Genomic DNA, 20,358 nt, shown 5'->3' with positions numbered 1-20,358 from the left:
TATGCTATCTCAAGATCTTAATCGACCATTCCCTTACGAAGCTTATAGGCTAAATTATGAAAGAAAAGTTTATATTGGAGTGAACTGGATTGTCGAACGACTGAATGAAGTTGTGGGAGCAGAAAACTGGAAGCATGAATTTTCTGATGTGAATGAAGACATGAACGGTTTTAGCATTGATGTGTTAGGTAAACTCTCTATTTACGTGGAGGATCGCAAAGAGTGGATTTCACGTATACAATATGGTAACGATACGATGACCATTCTAACGGGAGAGTCATTACCTAGAACACAAGCAAGAATGGATTGTAAAAAATCTGCGGTTTCTGATTCATTAAAGAAAACGGCCTGCCTTTTTGGAGCTGCCGCTGATATTTATAAGAATCTTATCACCGTTATCCAAGATAATTGGTCAGAGTATCCCCATCTAATACGTGAACATAATCTTGATAGCTATCGTTACGGAAATGGGGTTCCTATTTTGCCTGATAGTTATAAAGATTATTATAAAGAAAAGAATTGGAAGGGAATCTTCTATAGTGATTTAGTAGCTATTCGTGCTATGAAAAATGGTAATAGTAAATCAACGACTACAACAGCAGCAGACAACGGTAATCGTGCTACCAATCAGAATCAAGCATCTGATAAGAAAGCTAAAACTGATAGCACTTCAACTGCCCCTGCTACTCAAACAGGTAACGGCCCTCTTGCCTTTCGTGTAAAGGTACTGGCTAAACCGGTCTACAATCCTGACCAAACAGCTACATTCTTGGTTATGTTTGAAGATGAAACAGAAGTGACTTGTTTTGCTAATAAGCAATGTGCTTCTAAAATTAAAAGCTTGAAAGATGGAGATGTTATTCACGTACATGGTTGGTATAAAGAAGCTAACAAAAGGCTTAATATTGCCGATAGACAAGCCATTACCGTTGAAAAATCAGCTTAAATAAGGTGTTACACCTTTGAATATTTGCCAAAAAGCCTATTATATATAGGTTTTTTGGCTTTTTAAATAATCTAACACCATGATGAAAAGAGGTATTTATAATGAGAATTAGATATGGAAAAAACACAATGCAAGAGATTTTGGCAAAACAATATCAAGAAAAACTTGAAAATCTCGTTCATGCATTAAACGTCGATAATACGAGCAGAAAATATGTTATTCATTTTATTGATAACATCAAAGGCGTATTGCTGCGTACGGACACTACTGATGATTTTATCCATTACTGTGAAGCTGCAGCTAATGGTCGTGGTTGTTCACATAATGCAACGGCCTTTGCCATTTCGGATATGCTTGGATTTAAACTTGATCGGTTCGGATTACCTTCATCTGTTAATGATGTAGCCGAGTTAATTGGTACAGATGAATATAATGATATTAACCCCTCAATCGGGTTAGAATTGGTAGTTGCCGCTGAGGATGAGGATGTTACTGCTACAGTAGCTCCCGCTTCAACTCCATCTCCTGCAACTCATAAACCTTCACCAAAACTAGCAAAAGCTAGAGATTGGAAAAAAGATTGGAGTTCAGTGGAAGATTTCTTGAATTTATCAAAAGTATCTCGTCCATTGATTTCCAAAATTAAAGCGAAACGTAAAGATGTGTTTGCTAAGGTTGAACTTACACCTATGGTTTCCGAGCCTACAGCTCCAGGTACACCATATATTGGTGATATGTCACAACGTGCGATAAAGCATATCCTTATGGGTAAATCTCTCTTGTTAGTTGGTGACAAGGGTAGCGGGAAAGATACGTTAATCAATACGTTATCTTGGGTTTTTGGCTATCCACAGTACCTTCAAACAGGTCATAAGGGATTTACAGCAGAAACACTAGTTGGAGATAATATGCCTACTGGTAATGGCTTAGAAATGGCGTTTAAGTACACCGCTTATGCGACAAGTGTTATGAATGGGGGAATGGTACATTTCGCTGAGCTTAATATGCTTCAGCCTGATGCTACTTCTATATTCCACTCCGTTTATGATGACAATTGCGAGCTCTCTACACCTAATGGCACCGTTCATAAGCATACTGAGCATGTCTTTGTGGCATCTATTAATGTCGGAGAGAACTATGCTGGCGTTAAAGCTCTGAACGCTGCCTTAAAAGATCGTCTAGCTGTCTTGCATTTGCCATACACTATTGATTTCAAACAATTAATAGAACAAAAGACCGGTATGAGCGATAAGCACGTCCTAGATTTCCTCGATAAAGTAAAGAAATCGATTGATCTTCTTTACAATAATGAGGGAATTGGTGATGAATCTCGTACCATTCGTGGCTACATTGATGCTGCTAATCATTTACTTGAATTCGGCATTAATGAAGACAACAAAGTGGAAGCCATCGAGGATTATGTTGTGAATAAAACTGAAAATAGAGAGGATCGTTTTGCAATACGTGATCAACTTCGTACATCTTGCTGGCCAACGCTAGTTAAGACAAAAGAGGAAATTGATTACGAAAACGGTGCCGCTTAGAACGTATGGAGGACTTCTAATTATAGAAGCCCTCTTTTTTAATAAAAATCCATTAGGAGCGTGTAAATATGAGTACAGTAACCCTGACCGAAATACCGAAAAGAGAAGATATCATTAAAGAGAGGTTACGTATTAGGATTAAACGCAATGTAAACAATGTGTTTCCTAGTCGTACATTTGAACTTCATTGGTCAAATATTGAAACTTCCTATACTGACTTCGCAGACATCTTTTTGAAGCATAGTTTTGAGAGAGGTTATTCTCCCGATCCTTATACTGATGCAGAAAATCACATGATCCGTATGGCTCACGCTTATCATGAACGTGGTCATTTGGAATATGATGAATCTGCTAGTTGGGTAGACTTTCAAAAGAGACTATCCTCTCCTAAACGTGAAGATTGGGAAAATAATATTGGATTCCCTTTGAAGTGGGTTCAATTTTTTGGGAACGTAGCGATGGATGCTAGGCTTGAAAATTTATCAAGTTTAGAATTTATTGAAACAAAACCATATTTCCGATTTGCAAGAGAAGAAGCTAACATCAAGACAACAACGAGAGAAAATCCAATTTCGGATTTTGAATCGCTATATTTCCTTCGTTTATTCGACTTAGGTGATGTTACTGGATTACATGATGAATCTTATCAGTTAATCGATACGGTTCAACATTTGATCGAGAAGGTGCCCGTTGCGTTATCTACTACAGAATGTTTAAGTTATGCGGAAGAAATGCTTAAATCCGTATGGCCGACATTAATGGAGTGGATGCTTAACGATAATGAAGAACCCGATAAAAGAGACCCTGATCACGAATCAAATGATGATGGTCGTCAATGGGGATCAGATGAGGATATTAAAGAGGCACTAGAACGTCTAAGTAAAATCTTTGAAGATATGGCAGCAGGTGATGGATCAAGTGCTGAAGAATTAAAAGCTTCTCTTGATGCCTCTATTGATGATGCTATGCGTAAAGCAGCAAAAGAGTCAGAGAAAGACGAAGCTGAAGCTGATAAAGAGCTAGAACCTTACGAAGAAAAACAAATAGAGGTCAAGATTAATACTAAGCGTCAGGCTTATTCCGATAAGGTTGTTATTTCACCTTTTAAGGAATCCAATCTTGCGGAGTATCAGAAACTAGCTAATATGCAAAAGAGAGAAATTCAAACGACATCTAAATTACTTAAAAAGTTATTAGAGCCTGTTGAAGATGATGTTCTTCATCGTCAAAAACAAGGTAAACTGAAAGCTTCTAGCGTATGGAGAGCGCCTGTATTGAATGATTACGGATTCTTTAATCGTAAACTCGATGGTACGCCTAGTACGGAAGTAAGAATAAGTGTGATGACGGATATTAGTGGATCTACTGGTGATGAATCTCGTTCCCAGGGTACGCTAATTATTGAAGAGATGAAAAAAGCTTTAGTCCTTCTGGCTGAATCTACGGAAAAAGTTAAAATTCCAACGTCTATTCATGCTTTTACTGAATTTCACGATACGCAAATCTTCACTCTGAAAAGTTATGAAAAATTCTCGAATATTGAAAAAGGCATGATTGGTGCGATTAGACCAAGGATTGGTAATCGAGATACCCTCGCCCTTCAATATGCAATCGATCAAATGAAACCTCATCGTGAAGAAGTGCGGATCATCATTATGATTTCTGATGGACAACCAAACTTCAAAGCTAATGAAGATCAAAATACGATGCTATCCATCTTTAAGGCTGCCGAAAAGCAAGGCATTAATGTCCTATGCTTATATTGCGGTCCCGACGATAAGGAAAATTTGGATTGTATACGCAAAATGTATCCAGGTTCAGCGATTAATGCTTCTAATTTAACGCGCGATCTATCTAAACAGATCACTCGTATTATTAGCAATCGTCAATAACTGTATGTGGAGTGTTGCAGGAAAGAGATAAGTTTCTCTTTCCTGCTTTTTTAATACTTAAATTTAATGATAAAGGGAGATTATTATGAAAAAACTTGAAATGTTAAAGCTAGAATTACATTTTTTCGGAATTCTTGCTTCAGAAAGAGCATTAACGCTGAAAGAATACCTAAATGTATTGCAAATGAGAGTGCGATTGGCAGAAATTGAAAAGGTAGATACCTTAGAGCCTTGTGTCTTCATTCATCGCTATTCTTATAACGGTCATTACTATGAACTTTATTACGACACGCTAGAATTAGCGTTGACAGACTGTTATGTGTCATTTAAAAGCCTGAAAGGACAACCATCATACCAAACATCTGTTTTATATAAGTCCGTTGAGATCGGTTATAGTATACCTCTCATGTTCTTTAGATTAGATGGTTTCCCTCAGTACCTAATGCCCGCTCCTGATGTCAATCGTTTGAAAGACTCAGAAGTATCGTTCATGCACTTTTACGCCGAACAACCAGAGATAATTCTTTGGAATGTATTCGCTGATTATAAAGGTGCGGATAAAAGTATGCGTGACTTCTATTGCAAGGTTACGTCCGATAGAGGGTTTTCATACCTTGCTGAAGGTTTCTGTAGAGATATCGTCGGTACAACGCTTCCTACAGCGTGTGAAATGAGTAATAGTCATGCTTATTCAGAGTTTCTTGTCATATTCGATGTGTTTTACGACGTATTTGAATATCTGCAAGAGAAAATCCAGTTGATTGACAACTTAAAACTTAATTCAAAGGAGAATGTATAAATGAAAACATTCATGAAAACTAGGATAGAAGCGGGATTTTGGATGCTAGCAATGGCAGCGTTGATATTAGTTGTTACTGGTAACATCATCTATGGAGCAATTATGACCGCTTTAGCGATCACACAGTTCAAAACGGACTATATCTTTTCAAAGATTCCAGCACACTTTAGATTCAAGGTACGTCAGTTTATCTACAAATGGTTTTTCAAATTTGCACCTAAACAATACCTCGTACATCAATTTAAAGTACAAGAAGTCGTTGTAATCCCAGGTAAGACTGTTCGATATGTGTTTCTTGCTAATACTGGATATTATCTAGCCATTAAAGAGCATGGTGTCCTCTTTCGTTCAACGGTTGCTGCAATGCACCATCTATCACGAGAATTCTCTAATGAATTAGCAAAACATTCATTAGATCAGGCTACTACACACTAAACTAAACAGGGTAATGATGCAGCTGCATCGTTACCCTGTTTTTGTGTTTACCTTGAAGCGTGAAGGAAATAGAACTTCTTAAATATTGTGCTAGACTGATTAAAAAACATTATGTAACTTATGTAAACTCGGTTAGTATTAATATTCATTTCAAATTATTCTGAACAATAAAGAATTAGATCGGGAAATAAAGTTATAGTGAGGCTGGTATATAGCCCATATAATATGACTTGGACAGTACACCCCTTACTCAGATACAATAATATTGAGGCGGAGGGGACGAAATGAAGAAACAACAATATGACCTGAATTTTAAGAAGACGGTGATAGCCAAGGGAAAAGAAATTGGCAATATGACCGCTGTAGCAAGACAACATGAGCTTGATCCGAAGATGGTGCTCCGATGGGCCAGAGAGTTGGATCGAAAGGATCTCGATCAACTGGATGGGAGAACGATCAAGCAAGTGTATAAGGAAAATAAAGTATTAGACTGTAAAATAAAGTGTTAGACTGGAACTGACCTAAGTAAATGGATCGTTATTTCATTTTTCAAAATTTCCATTTCAATTAGCTGGTGTATTTTAGGAGTAACTGAACGGCCTCGTTCGAGAGATCCTATTCGGTAGATAAATACTATATGAAACAGATATGTGGTAGTAGGCTCAGCATTCTCAAGCATTTGAAGTGCAAGACCGAGTAAATAATAACCTGGTACGGAGGATGTTTTATGACGTTAGACGAAATACTGAAAAAAGATATGACCCCGAGCCAATTCAAAGTTGGAAATAATCTTCCGGGAAACGTTTTTAAGTTATTCTTTAAAAAGCGCCCAGGAAAGGCATATCTGATTGCGTTAGAAGTTGCGAAACGAGCAGTAATAAATATAGTTTTGGAAAACACATTCGAGGATGATAATAGCGTTAATCATCTTGTTATATTTACAGAAGAACAAATAGAAGACTTAGTGTTTATTAAAAGCTTGTTGGGTACATCAGGTTTTTTTGATAACTATTTAGGATATTGTTTATACGAAGTTGATTTATCGTATATTTGTGACTGTACTTCTTTTTTCTGTGGTGGACAAAAAAAAGATCGGAAAATGTTAACAGCGAAAGATGATGCTTTAGAAGTATTAATGAGAAATCTTGATATAAAGGATAAGCATATTGCCATGTTATATATTAGAAAAAATTATTTAACGCCAATTCAAATGGAATACTTGAAAATCGAGGCCGCATCTAGATTGTTTTTTCAATCTGATAAACGTGGCTCTGATGGTGAGGAACATAGAGAGAGAATTAGAAAAAAACATTATTTAGAAAAAGAAGTGATATATCACAAATTAATATCCGAGGGGGAAATTCCAGTTAAATGGACATCGGAGTATACTTTGTATGAACTGGTTTCCATACATTTCAAAGACGCTTTGTTTCAACACAATCCCAAATGGCTGGGAAGACAGAGCTTCGATGTATTTGTTCCCTCAATAAACGTAGCTTTCGAATACCAAGGCATACAACATTATGAGCCCATTGAATTCTTTGGCGGAGAAGATGCTTTTAAATACCGACAATATCTTGATGAATTGAAAAGAATAAAGAGTCAGGAGAACTCTGTGAAAATTATTGAGTGGCACTATGAGGAACCAATTACAAAAATTAAATTATTAAAAAAAATGGAGTTGTTAGGAATAAAATTGTAATACGTTGATGTTCATTGGCCGGCGATCGCTTATGTGATCATTGGCAACGTGCCTAACCGGTTCCACGACAGGATGAACTTGATTCTCAATCAACGAGTTGAGTCGACCGGCTTTTCGCTTTGCTGCAGTCTAAAACTATATTTTTCAAGATTTGTTCCACCGATCCATCTAATAATGAATCAGTTTAAAACTTATTTATAAAAAGCTGACGATTCTTTAATTCAATAACCGCGTTAAATCAACGAATCCAGTCTAATACTTTTTTTCTCGTCTTTCATCTGTCATTGTCTGCCTCTAATCGTTTCTCGATTCAAGATTTTGCATGATGATTTCTCGAACAATTGTACATTTGCAGTTAAATAGAGAGCATCGTTGTAAAATGAAAAGGCGAAAATGGGTTATATTTAATACTATATTTTGATAAAATGGAATGAATAGCAATTTTTGTATGCTAAGAAGTCATCTTCTTCAAAAAAAGACCACTCAGACGTTATCATCCTAACTTAACGTAGTAGTAGCGACATAAATGAAAATGATTCCAGTACATATACATGTGTAATGAGATAAAGGAGGTGTTTGCAATAAAGAAATTAATTTTACTACTATCTATCGTTGGATTCGTGGTGTGTGCTGTTTTTTTGATAGTATATTTATCTCCCAAAACAGTTCATATCGACACTACAGCATTGAAATCTACATTAGCCTCAGATTCCAATTCATCGGATGCCATCATACGCATTCAAATGAATGGAAAGGTGGCTAAAAGTAAAGATGGAATGAGAAAGTTTGAAGGAATCATTGACATTGAAGATGAAGAAATACCTGTGCCTTCCGAACAGCGCAAATTAACGATGTTCATTTCAAATGATGGTGTTGGTTCAATCCATTATTCCTATTTCACATACTCAGATGTCAATGGTGCAGTAAACGGAATGCAATCCTATTTATACGGTACGTTAATTGTAAATGATGATTTCTCACAATTTGTGATTCTCCACAATGACCAACATCAGCAATCGGACGCAATGAACGGGATAGAAAATGGTTATAAAATCATAGGTCCAGCAAATAACAGAGCGGAAGCCATACCTATTTTCAACACATTATATAAAAGATAGATGAATACACTGACATGGATTCTTTTGTAAAACATAAAAAAACTATGAGAGCAACCTACATTGATTGGTTGAACCCATAGTTTTTTAAATGTAATCCTCGTTTATAGAACCTTATTTTCTATCATGGATAACATGATAAGGAAGTAGATAATTAATTTACAAGTCCTGGGTGCGTTGCGACACATGGACTTATTATGTGTAGATTATTTCCGTCTAAACCCTTTACTTGAATGCTGTTTACTAATCCAGTTGTGTAAAGATTTGAATTATTAAACGTATGAAGGGCTTGTTGGTTGTTTAGGAAACCTTTACCAACATATTTAAAGTATTGCACTACATCGATATTTTGACCAAATCCATTGGTTGCACCATTCGAACCGTATGAAAATGATTTTGTAGAGGATTCTATTTGAATATTAACAGAGTTACTAATATGAACTAATCTTTGAGAATTATCACCTTGAGATTTATACTTCACATACATAAATTCAAGCGCTTGATAATTCTTAGTTTCGTACGATATATTCACGTTGTTAGCAATTGTAGTTTTTGTAAAATTTGAATCGTTTATAAATGACCTAACAGCATCAAAAAATGAGACAACAGAACCCGTTACTGGAAAGGCAATAGATGTACCTTCAGTAGCTACCGTAGCCATTAAGTTAACAAGTCCAACTTGAAAACTGTTATTATACGTTTTTGCAGCAATAGTAGTCCCTTTTAAGGTTGAATTGTTACTATTTGATTCAGCAATCAGATGTTGTATTTCATACCCTATACCAAATATTTGCTCGTCTTGACGGTAACTTGTCCAAACAATATTTGACCTTAAAGGTGGTTCGACATAAGGATTTACCATATCACTATCACCAAATTGAGCCATAACCTCTTGATGTGTAAGAAACTCAACGCCTAAACTTTCAAGTTGTAGCTGCGTTCTCATTAATTGAAGGCCTTTGTCTTCATCTTCTGAAAGCGGAGGGGAACGAAATGAAGAAACAACAGTATGATCTGAATTTTAAGAAGACGGTAGTGGCCAAGGGAAAAGAAATTGGTAATATGACCGCTGTAGCAAGACAACATGAGCTTGACCCGAAGATGGTGCTCCGATGGGCCAAAGAGCTGGATCGAAAGGATCTCGATCAACTGGATGGGAGAACGATTAAGCAAGCAAAGTTTGTGCCTACTGCAGACGATTATGCACAGCTAGAGAAAGAGAATGAAAAGCTGAAAAAGCTGTTTGCCGAGCAAGCCTTGGAGAGGATATTCTCAAAGACCTACTAAAAAAACGAACCTGCACTTGCGGATAAAATAGTTATAGCTCAGAAATACATTGAACGAGGACATCCCATCTCCCGTGTGCTGCGCATCCTGGAAGTGGAGCGTTCAACGTACTATGCACATGTGAATAAAGGCAAACAAGAACCTAAAACGATCTACAGGAGCGGTCGCCCCGCACCTGGTTACTCCTATACGAAAGATCGGAAGCCCGTAAGCGACGAACAGATCTGCGAATGGATCATGGAACTGCTGGCTGATGAGTACACATCCAACTATGGATATCGGAAGCTGACGAAAATCTTACGGCGTGATCGCCATCTGGTGATTAACAAGAAAAAAGTATACCGCTTGTGCAAGGAAATGAATGTGTTGCGTCCACAGCGTAAACTAAAGGTCAAGTACCGCAAAATACTCGCAAATAATCGGCTCATCACGGCCTCTAATCAGCTATGGGAAACGGATATAAAGTATGGTTGGATTGAGGGTGAGCAGCGCTTTTTCTTCCTACTGAGCATCATAGACGTGTTTGATCGAGCGATTGTCACGTATCACCATGGGCTGTCCTGTGAGGCCAAGGATTTGGTTCAAATCACTCAGGAGGCATTAATGAAGCGGCAGCTCTTTGACAAAGTGAATAAGCCTGTCATTCGGTCGGATAATGGTCCGCAATTCATCAGCCACCGGTTTGCAGAGGCTTGTGAACAGTTTGGAATTATTCATGAGCGTATACCACCAAAAACACCCAACAAGAACGCTCATATCGAGTCATACCATGCCATTCTAGAGTTGGAGTGCTATCGGCGTCACGAATTTGAAAGTTATCAACAGGCGTTTGAAGTCGTGAGTCGCTTTATTCATAATTACAATCACAATCGGATCCACGGTAGCATTTACGACATGTCGCCATACGAATATATGGACGCTGTCTCACTAGGTATCGTGAAGCCAAAAGAAATAAAAGTGTGAATTCGGAATCTGCCGTAATTTGAAGCAATATCGAGCAATTATATGTAACCTATCGGATAAGAGGTGCAGTGTCCACTATAAGGGGGTTTAACCGGTATAAAAGAAGGGTACCCCAACATTGGAGTAGGCAGATCCCATTAGATAGGCTAGAGGATGGGTATAGCGGCTCATTAGCCATAGATAGTTTTAGAGCTTTAGATACTACAAGAATTTATGTGTGCCCTGATGATGAATATAATTTTTTTGAGGATTACACATTAAATGAGATTCTTGAAGGTCGATTGGTTGCTAAATTCCCCGTAGATTATTCCTTGAATCAAGGTATGATGCATATACCAAAAGAATTTCTCTTTGATAGGTTAAGGTATCGCGATCTAAGGGATTTAAAGGTATATACCAAAATCTATTGACCGATGACTTTAGACATATTCTTTAGGACAAAATTAAGTGTTTTTATTGAAATTATAGTTTCATATATTATTTTAAAATGGAGGATCATTAAATGAAAACTATTAATACACCAAAAAAAATAGACGAATCCGTTATTGACTTCTGTAAGTCCATTTCACCAAACTCAATACCGGAGTATATACAATTAAGCCCTGAATCGTGGTGCATAGAAAACGAATGCTATAATAATGTGCAGCAGAAGGTTGAAAATTTTGGGGGTAAAAGACAGTTGGGTTGGAGGATTCAAGTTGTACCTGACCCTGATCCTAAATTCATGATTGAAGCAATCCACCATGCTATATGGATTTCGAAGACTGGTGAAAAAATAGATATTACGCCACAACCATATTCTGCGAATAGAATAGTTTTTGTATCAGACGATTCAACTAAGCTTGAAGAGCATAAAATTGGTGAAAAGTATCATGGGTTGCTAAACTGTCCATTAGTTAATGAGTTTGTTCGACTTTGTAATTATGAGAGTGAAGAATATGTTAGCAAAACTAAGTTAATTAATAAGACTAACATTCCATTACCACTATTGTTCAAGCAAAAGGTGTTGCGAGATAAAATAATCCAGAAGTATCGCGGAAAATAGATAATGATAAATTAGTTTCATAACTCTCAGGCTATTACTTTATGTTCTTTGAATATCTGGTACTTGTCTAAACTGCTTGTAAGCATTTACGAAACAGGTATAATTTTTATACCTAGTGCCACAATTTTCATAATATAAGCATCCATAATTTTATTTCATAAAGGAGATTCACTGATGAGCCACATTCTACCATTTGATGAGTTTACTGAGCTTTGGGAACAAGAACCGATCGTAATTCCTGACACAAATGTTATTTTGGATCTATACCGTCATTCATCAGCTACCTCCGAACATGTTTTGGATATACTAAACCGTATATCAGACCATCTATGGATTCCGCACCAAGTCAGTGACGAGTTTCATAATAATTATCGTGGAGTGATTAAGCAAGAAAAGGTCAAATACCACGACGTCACCAATCAGGTTCATTTAATTACGGAAAAAGCAAAAGATAATATCAATAACCGTTTCCATCGATATCAAGGCTTTGGCTATCCTAAGATTAAAGAGCTTGCAGACATTATTTTAGCTAAACTTGTAGAAATCGAATCTGATGCAACACGCTTCCAAGAGGATGTCAAGGATGAAATTGAGCGGAACAAGCTCGTTCTCGATAATGGCAAGGTGAAATTGTTTATAGATCAACTAGAAGAGAAGGGGCAGGTGGGTACGCCCTTTACATATCGCGAAAAAATGGCTCTTTATGCTGAAGGAGACTCCAGGTTTTTGCGTAAACTTCCTCCGGGGTATATGGATGAAAAAGAAAAGGACAAAACAGACAAATCCAAAACCCAAAAGTTTGGAGACTTAATTGTTTGGAAGCAACTGCTGCAACATGCGGAAGAATGCGGGCAACCCATCGTTTTCATAACCAACGATAACAAAGAGGATTGGTGGGAATTGGACAAGAACAACAGACCAATTTCACCAAGGGAAGAACTTTTCGAGGAGTTTAGTTGTTATAGCAGCAATCAGCCTTTTGTAATGGTTAATATGGCTGAATTTGTGGAACACATTGCTAAACTATTCGATATCCAAAATACTCTTGCGAATCTCGAACTAAATGCAGATATTATCGTTGAGGACTTGATTTCGTCAGCAGAGTGGCAATTGACTCTTGATAAAATGGGTTTCACCAGCTATCTGATACATAGTGGCGATTTACAATTTGCTGTCGGTAACCCATTGACAGATGTAGAAATAATAGGTGATTGCAGTGGCAAAGTTAATATCGAGAGTGTTGAATACAACGGAACAACGGTTTCACTGGCAGGTACTTTTTCTACTCAAGTTGAAGTTAGAATTGAGCAGTACGGTGATCTATCAGTAGAGGGCTTAGTAGAAGCAAGTGGTTTGATTGACGTGAAATTTGAGTTCGATGACGAGAATAAAGAGGATAAAATCAAAAATGATTCTGTAACGATTCAACTTAGCGTATTCGAAGTAAACGATTTTAATGAATATGATGAAGAAGAAGATTACGATGGGATGTACGAGGATCTAGAATATTGTACCGGATGCGATCAGTACAAAGATCGTGGGGAATTCAGAAGCGCACTTTGCATCGAATGTGATAATTAGATTGTTTTAGGTGTACAAGCTAATGCCTAACCTGCTAACATTGGCAATATGTAAACTTATTATGTTTAATTTCTATGAAAGAACTCAATAACTTATATCTTCTGTGGTGGAGCTTATGTGCTACATTTATGACTAAATTGAAATGTTTGTTTAACGAAACGGAGGAACAAGTCAGTTGTGAAAACGTGTATACGCCAGAAGAAGCTGAATACTTAGCTCATCAACTTTCAGCCGCTGGAGGATACAGCTCTGTATTTATCTCATTTTCTCATAAAGATTCATCTTGCTTTTACAATCCAGTAGTAGGATTTGAGCCTGTAGGTCAAAATTGGATTGCGCATCTATAATGGAATCTCTAATTCATATTGAAAATCAAGTAATTTTCATGTAAAATTACTTTAACTTAATTTAACACACGAAACCTCGGCAGAACCGTAAGGTTAGGGCTCACCAGCTCTAATTTACGGTTCTGCCTTTTTTTATTCCCAATTATCACAACTTATCTATGATAACAAGGCGTTTTAACTTATTTATTATTTGTTTTGTTTGAATCAAGCAAGTAAAATGAAAGGAGGAATTAAGTTGAAGGGAGGCACCTCAAAAATGAATAAGCGTATAGCTAACATTATAGATTCTATTAAGATTCAAATTCTTCCTGACAAGGACACACTTACACAACAGTTATTGGACCACAAAATACATACTCTAGTTGCTACAGAATATAGTAGGGTTCTTAATTTCTCCTTACAGGAGATACAAGCTGCCTACTTAGAACAATTTCAGATTGAATTAAACATGCGAGAGCAGAAGCATAAACTTAACCAAGAAAGAAAAGATACTACTCCAGAGTTTGATGCACAATATAATGAAATCCAAACGATTGTTCATATTTTAAATCTCGTTTATAAAATCAGAAATGAAATACGTACTCTTCGAGGACAACATCCGATATTGAATCAACATGTCGAACACAATGTATTCAATATTACTACTCCCAATAAAACCGAACTAATCCCTAATCTTGATGCCAAGGGCCATTATAAAGAAGTTCGCGTAACTAACAATAAAAAATTATATTTTGAAAACTTAAACGGGAGTGTACTAACTGAGTATGACCATCGAGTATTGTCTGCTATCTGTAAGATATTTGTCGATAAAGGACATAACGAAAAAATAGAAGTTGATCTATCTGATATCTTATACGAATTAAAGTTCCCTTATCCGAGTGGGGGAGACTACGAAGCTCTACGAACCAGTATCAACGATTTATTACGAACTATGCTAGTATTTGAGGAATCAGTTCCGGGGAGCAGTGAAGGGGATACGGACACACAGTACGACCTTAACTATATCTTCAAACGTATGAAATTTATAAATAAGGAATATACTCGTGTAGAAATTCATCTTCAAGATTATATTGCAGACGCATTGCAGCAAGGTGATTATTTTAACATTAACATGTATCTTATCAATGACTTCAAAACAAAAATAGCTAAAGCACTTTATAAGTTTCTACTTTCTCAATTTACAAAGGAGAAAAGAGAATACTACGAATTTGATTTCGAAAGTCTACGCAATCACTTAATCCTGGATCAAAAGAATCCAAGTAGAGCCCGCAAACATCTTTGTACAGCATTAGAGGATCTAAGATCTAATAACTTCATAGAAAACTTTTTGGAAATTAAAGTTTCTAAAGGTGTATATCATTATAGAATCTACTCCAAAGAAGAAAGTCCATCAACCGATGAAATGAATTACGCTCAATTATATATAGGCTCATAAGGGAAAGCCTGATAAAACTTCAGGCTTTTTCTTATTTCATTTGTGAACTTTTTGTGTCTTTAACACTCAATTCATGAGATTTCATCACTTTTAGTATCAATTTCCATTCAAAAAAATACCCTGTACTACGTCTTAAATTTAATATTATCCTTCGAAAAAATACCCTGCACTACGTCACAGGTTTCATATTATTCTTCAAAAATATACTCTGTACTACGTAAAAAATACCCTGCACTACGTCACAGGTTTCATATTGTTCTTCAAAAATATACTCTGTACTACGTAAAAAATACCCTGCACTACGTCATAGGTTTCATATTATTCTTCAAAAATATACTCTGTACTACGTAAAAAATACCCTGCACTACGTCATAGTTTTCATATTATTCTTCAAAAATATACTCTGTACTACGTAAAAAATACCCTGCACTACGTCACAGATTTCATATTATTCTTCAAAAAAATACTCTGTACTACGTTACCTTTTTTGTGAATCATTAAATAATTACCTAAATTGTGTTTATACCAAAAGTCCTTAAACCTTCGTCATTACTCATTTCATAAGTTATAGTTGCGATATTCTCTCAAAGATCATCATAAAAAAATACCCTGTACTACGTCTACTTTATGATTATAATCTCATCAAAAAAATACCCTGTACTACGTCTGCTTTATAATCAAAATCTCATCAAAAAAATACCCTGTACTACGTCTGCTATATGATTACAATCTCATCAAAAAAATACCCTGTACTACGTCTGCTTTATAATCAGAATTCCAACTAAAAAAATACCCTGTACTACGTCTGCTATATGATTACAATCTCATCAAAAAAATACCCTGCACTACGTATGATATTTTGACAATATCCATAAAAAAATACCCTGCACTACGTGCGAAATAGTGGGGTATTTGCTAATTTCCTCTTTTATTCGACATCGAATTTGATTATTTCCACTAATACTTACCTCTATTGTCATATAATAAATAGGTGTGTTATTCTCTTTATGTAGACAAAGTAAAAACCACCCAATTAAATTAGGTGGCTTAATTGTTAATATTTAGTTCCAGCTAACTATTAATGATGACAATTAGCTTTTTTTGAATATGACTGTTCCAGCAGCCATACTCGATCGCTTGTCGGCTAAGACAAAAAACAACTTAACACACTTAACACACTTAACACACTTAAACTAACTTAATAAACTTAATATAATTACACAATCCTCAAATTTGAAAAATTCAAATCGTTGGGGTCGCTTTAATTTTGCCTAAAAATGATGTTATCTCTATTATAAATCAATCTACATCATTGTAAATAGCTTTTTTCATATAAATTTGCAGAAAATAGAAGGGAGGGAACAGAAATATGACGAAATCAGTAAATTATACATATACAAAGCAATTTGATTACGTAAAACTAGATAATAACTTAGCTACAATGGACCTATCGGCTTCAGCATCTACTTTTACATATCCTATTTCTGTTCCCTACGCATTCTATCAAGCTATCATAAAACTAGAAGAAAAGTATGCTACTAAAAAAGTATACCAATTCCGCAAGAACAGCCATAAGAAAGAATTGTATCATGTAACGCCAATTACGCTGCGTCTTATGATTACGATTTCCCGCTTCTTCAACACAGAAGGTTGGCTTGCTGGAGTTTCTATTTACACGTTATATCTGAAGATGCTAGAAGAATATGAAGAGAACTGTTCTAAAGAACAATTCTATGCTGAATTCGATAAATTACAACGTGCCGGAATTATCGTTAAGGAAGCAGACGGTATTGTGGATCGCTATTCTATAGCAAAGGAAGTACTAAGTAAACATAAGAACTTTATTATCTTCTCACCAGCTGTATTAACGAAAGCTTTCACTTCTTTATCAAGTTCAGCACAAAAGCTTTATTTTGAGCTGAGAACAAGTGCGTTAAAAAATACGATGTCAGTAACTCGTATTATAGAGAGTGGATGCTGGATATATCGTCTAACACATAAAACTAGACCTGTTCAAATTCAAAAATTAGTTAATGAGCTTAGTAAATGCGTACCATTTGAAGCAGCTCCATTAATCACTCATTCTTCTTTCGTGAAAAATGAGCTTGATGGCAGCTACTCACTTAAAGTTACGCTTAATAAGGCGTACCTACTTAACCATAAAAAAGGTAGTAAGTACAAAAAGTCGATACGAGCTAAGATTCCATATAAAGATACAACAAAAAAAATACGTATGTATGCAGCCAAGTATGCTATTCCAGAAATTAATCAAGAATCAAACCGTTTATCGTTTCTTAAACTGGCTAAGTTGTTACATAGAAAGAGCAGATCTATCTTCCAGTATGTATTTAATCGCTTAAAGGAATTGGCTGAGAGCTTAACCGACTTTAGTATGATCCTAGATTATATCGATAATGAATTGAAATCACCGCAACTCGTCGAGTACATGGACATTCTAAGGGAAGAGAGACTGTATCCTTATCTATCTCTAACGAAAGAAAATGATCCTCAATTGAGAGCTGGTAACATTCTATATTTCTATCAACGTATTCGTTCTAGATTATCACTAGATTCATTTAGAACGATCTGTAGTAAAGCGTTAGAACACATAGAATCATTCATCGTCAATCTACACAACAAGGATCAGCAGAAGGCTGCCAATTTAAGAAGGTTAGAAGCATCTGGTCAAATGAATAGCAATCACTACCGCATCTTAATTTCAGATGACAACACCTTCTATCTGGATGACTACTTATTGTCACTAGCTTAAACGACTGAATTGAATACCAATGCCTACAAGTCCTCTTTCGCTATAGATAGAGGGCTATTCGTACTGTATGCTAACGGTTATTAAACATTAAACAAACATTTAACAGTAGATCCGGTGCAACGGAATCAGAGAACCGAGAGGGGATAGGACCTATATTTCTGCAGAGTACGTTATAAAATTAGAAATGAAATCAGTTAGTCGCACTAATCTAATACTAAATTTCTAATTCTATAACCAGTTTTTCAATTAGGTCTAATTTAATCACTTATTTTCATATCTGTTCTATTTTTATACCAATCCCATCTCTATAACCCCTTTATCCCTATAGCGTTTATCCTGTGTATAGTTTTTTGTTAAGATACTATTTATTAAGATACATAATCTTTAAGATATATATATATCACCTAATGGCATCTTTTGTTTTATTCCATTTAGTAAGAAAGGACATAAACATATACTAACTTTAATTACGATTAAAGATTGCGACAAAATATCGTTCATGTTACTATAGCTATATTACTTTTTTTTATTTTCTAGCTTCGTTCCATGCGGACTATCGAAGCCCTAATGATTTCTAAATGACCTTATAAGGTATTGACTTTCACATGCCCATTTTGTGTGATAAAACGTCGATTCTTTATAAGGTCATTTTTTTTGATCTATTTAATCGATGAAAGGAGAATTAATTTGGCTAAAATTACACAAGAAACTATTGATCAGGTTCAATACTTTGACGTATTAGATTTAGCAATTAGAATGGGGCATTGGACTAAAACATCAGGAAATAGCACGATTGTTTATTGTCCTAATCCGAATCATTCAGAGAACACTCCAGACTGCAAGATTAGCCATACAAAAGGTATTTTTTATTGCTTTGGTGGTGGTGGTTGTGGAGCTAAAGGTGGCCCGCTTCAATATTATTCATGGTACACATTTGGAGATTGGATTCCTAAAACTCATTTTGTAGATTCCGTTATTGGTGTTTGCGAGATTATGGGTATTGAGGTTGTCTATGAAGGTGAAGGTGATCAAGCTAAGAAATCAGTTGATTATGTCTACAAGACTCCACCTAAACGTGTATATGAATCTATTCCAGCAAAATCCCCTGAAGAGTGTCATAAGGTATATCAGCGTATGCTATCTTTATGTCCGATCTACAGAGAACATGCTTTAGAATGGGTAAACAAGAGAAAGTATAGTAAAGAACAAATCATAAGCATCGGTCTTAAATCAATTCCCGCTACTTATGATGAAATGAATCTAATCATCAATGCACTATTAAAAGAAGGATATGACTTAGAACGGATTCCTGGCTTCACTAAGAAGCTACGTTCAAATGGTGATCCCTCTAATGAAAATCATTGGTTCTGGACAATGGCAGCCTACGGAAAGTATTTCATTCCTGTTAGAGATGAGAATGGATATATCGTTCGTTTAAGACTTGCCACTGAAAATGAAAAGAAGAAATACACATGGTTCTCAACGGAGCCCAATGTAAAGCCTGTCTATGAAGATGACCGGTTTACTGGTGTTGTACCTTCTATCACTTATCGTAAAGAAGAGATCGAGCCATCTAAAATGAGATGGGGCGGCGCTTCTTCAAGTCATCATCTTAATGTCGTTGTACCATCAAAACTTCTTGCAACATGGGAAGCGGGTACAGCTATAGAGGATGTCTACAATTTTGATTATGTTCTTGTTACTGAAGGAGAACATAAAGCCAATATTGTATCCGAGTTTGTTAAGACCTTGGTGATCGGCGTACCAGGTGTTGGTATCTATAAAGAGGTACTACCACTATTACGCAAATGGGGTATTAAGAAATTAGTTATTGCTTATGACGCAGATGCGTTCATCGAGAAGAAAAATATAGACGGCAAAGCAGTATCAAATGAGGTACTAAAAAACCTTATCTATTTTGCTAAAGACGTTTTAGAGAATGAGGGAATCGAGATACTTTTTTGGATGTGGAATATCGAGGACGGAAAAGGACTTGATGATTTACTCATCGGAGCTAAGAAAAATCCGATGGAAGTAAATCTCCACGAAAAATCAAGAACTGAAGTTATGATATTTGAGAGCAGTCAAAAATTATGAATACAAGATATGTCACACACATCAAGGCTTTGAGCCAAATATGCTGTGTGTGTTTTATTGTATAAGTAGTTATTGATCATGGGCAGGTATATTTAAAGAATGTCCATTTAGAATGCGACGTTATTGATATGTAGTTCATATGGACATAAGACACAAACTATGCAAATAAGAAAGGGTTGGGAATAATGCCGAAATTCAGAGTTTACGGAGTTGTTACAGCAACAAAATTTATTGGAGAATTTGAAGCCGAAACGAAAGAAGAAGCTGAACAAATGGCTTGGGATTCAGATGAAGGAAGCGTATCTGTTTGCTATCACTGTTCCAAAGAAGTTGATGAGCCTGAAATTACCGAAATGGTTGTAGAAGAAGCGTAATGTCGTAGTACGATTTTAATGAGAAG

At 36.0% G+C, this 20,358-nt stretch carries 18 protein-coding genes; 17 read left to right on the top strand and 1 reads right to left on the bottom strand.

The features are described 5' to 3' along the window. Nucleotide 1: 1 nt before the first annotated feature. The 8 genes from AC1TPB_RS18430 (at nt 2) to AC1TPB_RS18395 (ending at nt 8,436) form a co-directional block, all read left to right on the top strand. Nucleotides 2–946 carry a Rad52/Rad22 family DNA repair protein gene (locus tag AC1TPB_RS18430; protein WP_482077866.1) on the top strand — a complete coding sequence of 315 codons (945 nt, stop codon included), beginning with the start codon at nt 2–4 and terminating at the stop codon, nt 944–946. Nucleotides 947–1,047: 101 nt separating this feature from the next. Continuing rightward, nucleotides 1,048–2,490, top strand: a complete 1,443-nt coding sequence (locus tag AC1TPB_RS18425; RefSeq protein ID WP_482077865.1) for an AAA family ATPase — start codon at nt 1,048–1,050, stop codon at nt 2,488–2,490. Between the two features lie 68 nt (nt 2,491–2,558). Continuing rightward, nucleotides 2,559–4,382: a hypothetical protein gene (locus tag AC1TPB_RS18420; RefSeq protein WP_482077864.1), complete on the top strand. Its 1,824-nt coding sequence runs from the start codon at nt 2,559–2,561 to the stop codon at nt 4,380–4,382. 85 nt (nt 4,383–4,467) lie between these two features. Then, complete coding sequence (locus tag AC1TPB_RS18415) at nt 4,468–5,181, top strand: hypothetical protein (RefSeq protein WP_482077863.1); 714 nt, start codon at nt 4,468–4,470, stop codon at nt 5,179–5,181. Next, nucleotides 5,182–5,616 carry a hypothetical protein gene (locus AC1TPB_RS18410; protein ID WP_482077862.1) on the top strand — a complete coding sequence of 145 codons (435 nt, stop codon included), beginning with the start codon at nt 5,182–5,184 and terminating at the stop codon, nt 5,614–5,616. Between the two features lie 284 nt (nt 5,617–5,900). After that, nucleotides 5,901–6,125, top strand: a complete 225-nt coding sequence (locus AC1TPB_RS18405; protein WP_482077861.1) for a transposase — start codon at nt 5,901–5,903, stop codon at nt 6,123–6,125. Nucleotides 6,126–6,343: 218 nt separating this feature from the next. Further along, complete coding sequence (locus AC1TPB_RS18400; protein ID WP_482077860.1) at nt 6,344–7,318, top strand: hypothetical protein; 975 nt, start codon at nt 6,344–6,346, stop codon at nt 7,316–7,318. Between the two features lie 572 nt (nt 7,319–7,890). Continuing rightward, nucleotides 7,891–8,436, top strand: a complete 546-nt coding sequence (locus tag AC1TPB_RS18395) for a hypothetical protein (protein WP_482077859.1) — start codon at nt 7,891–7,893, stop codon at nt 8,434–8,436. 151 nt (nt 8,437–8,587) lie between these two features. Here AC1TPB_RS18395 and AC1TPB_RS18390 read toward each other — a convergent pair whose 3' ends face one another. Then, nucleotides 8,588–9,379 carry a hypothetical protein gene (locus AC1TPB_RS18390; protein ID WP_482077858.1) on the bottom strand — a complete coding sequence of 264 codons (792 nt, stop codon included), beginning with the start codon at nt 9,377–9,379 and terminating at the stop codon, nt 8,588–8,590. A gap of 47 nt (nt 9,380–9,426) precedes the next feature. Between AC1TPB_RS18390 and AC1TPB_RS18385 the strand changes: the two genes are divergently transcribed. The 9 genes from AC1TPB_RS18385 to AC1TPB_RS18345 all read left to right on the top strand — a co-directional run bounded on the left by AC1TPB_RS18385 (nt 9,427) and on the right by AC1TPB_RS18345 (nt 20,332). Continuing rightward, nucleotides 9,427–9,720 carry a transposase gene (locus tag AC1TPB_RS18385; RefSeq protein ID WP_482077857.1) on the top strand — a complete coding sequence of 98 codons (294 nt, stop codon included), beginning with the start codon at nt 9,427–9,429 and terminating at the stop codon, nt 9,718–9,720. A 27-nt stretch (nt 9,721–9,747) separates the two neighbouring features. Continuing rightward, on the top strand, nt 9,748–10,683 hold the full coding sequence (locus tag AC1TPB_RS18380; protein ID WP_482077896.1) for an IS3 family transposase: 936 nt from the start codon (nt 9,748–9,750) through the stop codon (nt 10,681–10,683). A 502-nt stretch (nt 10,684–11,185) separates the two neighbouring features. Next, nucleotides 11,186–11,728 carry a hypothetical protein gene (locus tag AC1TPB_RS18375; protein ID WP_482077856.1) on the top strand — a complete coding sequence of 181 codons (543 nt, stop codon included), beginning with the start codon at nt 11,186–11,188 and terminating at the stop codon, nt 11,726–11,728. 174 nt (nt 11,729–11,902) lie between these two features. Beyond that, complete coding sequence (locus AC1TPB_RS18370; RefSeq protein ID WP_482077855.1) at nt 11,903–13,309, top strand: PIN-like domain-containing protein; 1,407 nt, start codon at nt 11,903–11,905, stop codon at nt 13,307–13,309. 128 nt (nt 13,310–13,437) lie between these two features. Further along, nucleotides 13,438–13,656 carry a hypothetical protein gene (locus AC1TPB_RS18365; RefSeq protein ID WP_482077854.1) on the top strand — a complete coding sequence of 73 codons (219 nt, stop codon included), beginning with the start codon at nt 13,438–13,440 and terminating at the stop codon, nt 13,654–13,656. Nucleotides 13,657–13,912: 256 nt separating this feature from the next. Beyond that, nucleotides 13,913–15,091, top strand: coding sequence for a hypothetical protein (locus AC1TPB_RS18360; RefSeq protein ID WP_482077853.1), 1,179 nt, complete (start codon nt 13,913–13,915; stop codon nt 15,089–15,091). 1,369 nt (nt 15,092–16,460) lie between these two features. Next, complete coding sequence (locus AC1TPB_RS18355; RefSeq protein WP_482077852.1) at nt 16,461–17,861, top strand: hypothetical protein; 1,401 nt, start codon at nt 16,461–16,463, stop codon at nt 17,859–17,861. A gap of 687 nt (nt 17,862–18,548) precedes the next feature. After that, nucleotides 18,549–19,958 (top strand): CHC2 zinc finger domain-containing protein, encoded by a 1,410-nt coding sequence (locus AC1TPB_RS18350; RefSeq protein ID WP_482077851.1) that lies wholly within the window; start codon nt 18,549–18,551, stop codon nt 19,956–19,958. Between the two features lie 185 nt (nt 19,959–20,143). After that, a complete protein-coding gene (locus AC1TPB_RS18345) occupies nt 20,144–20,332 on the top strand; it encodes a hypothetical protein (protein ID WP_482077850.1) in 189 nt (62 codons plus the stop codon). Nucleotides 20,333–20,358 lie beyond the last annotated feature (26 nt).

The sequence above is a fragment of the Paenibacillus sp. Y951 genome (assembly GCF_056786395.1).
The sequence above is the reverse complement of the archived record's forward strand: the minus strand, read 5'-3'. Positions and strand labels throughout refer to the sequence as shown.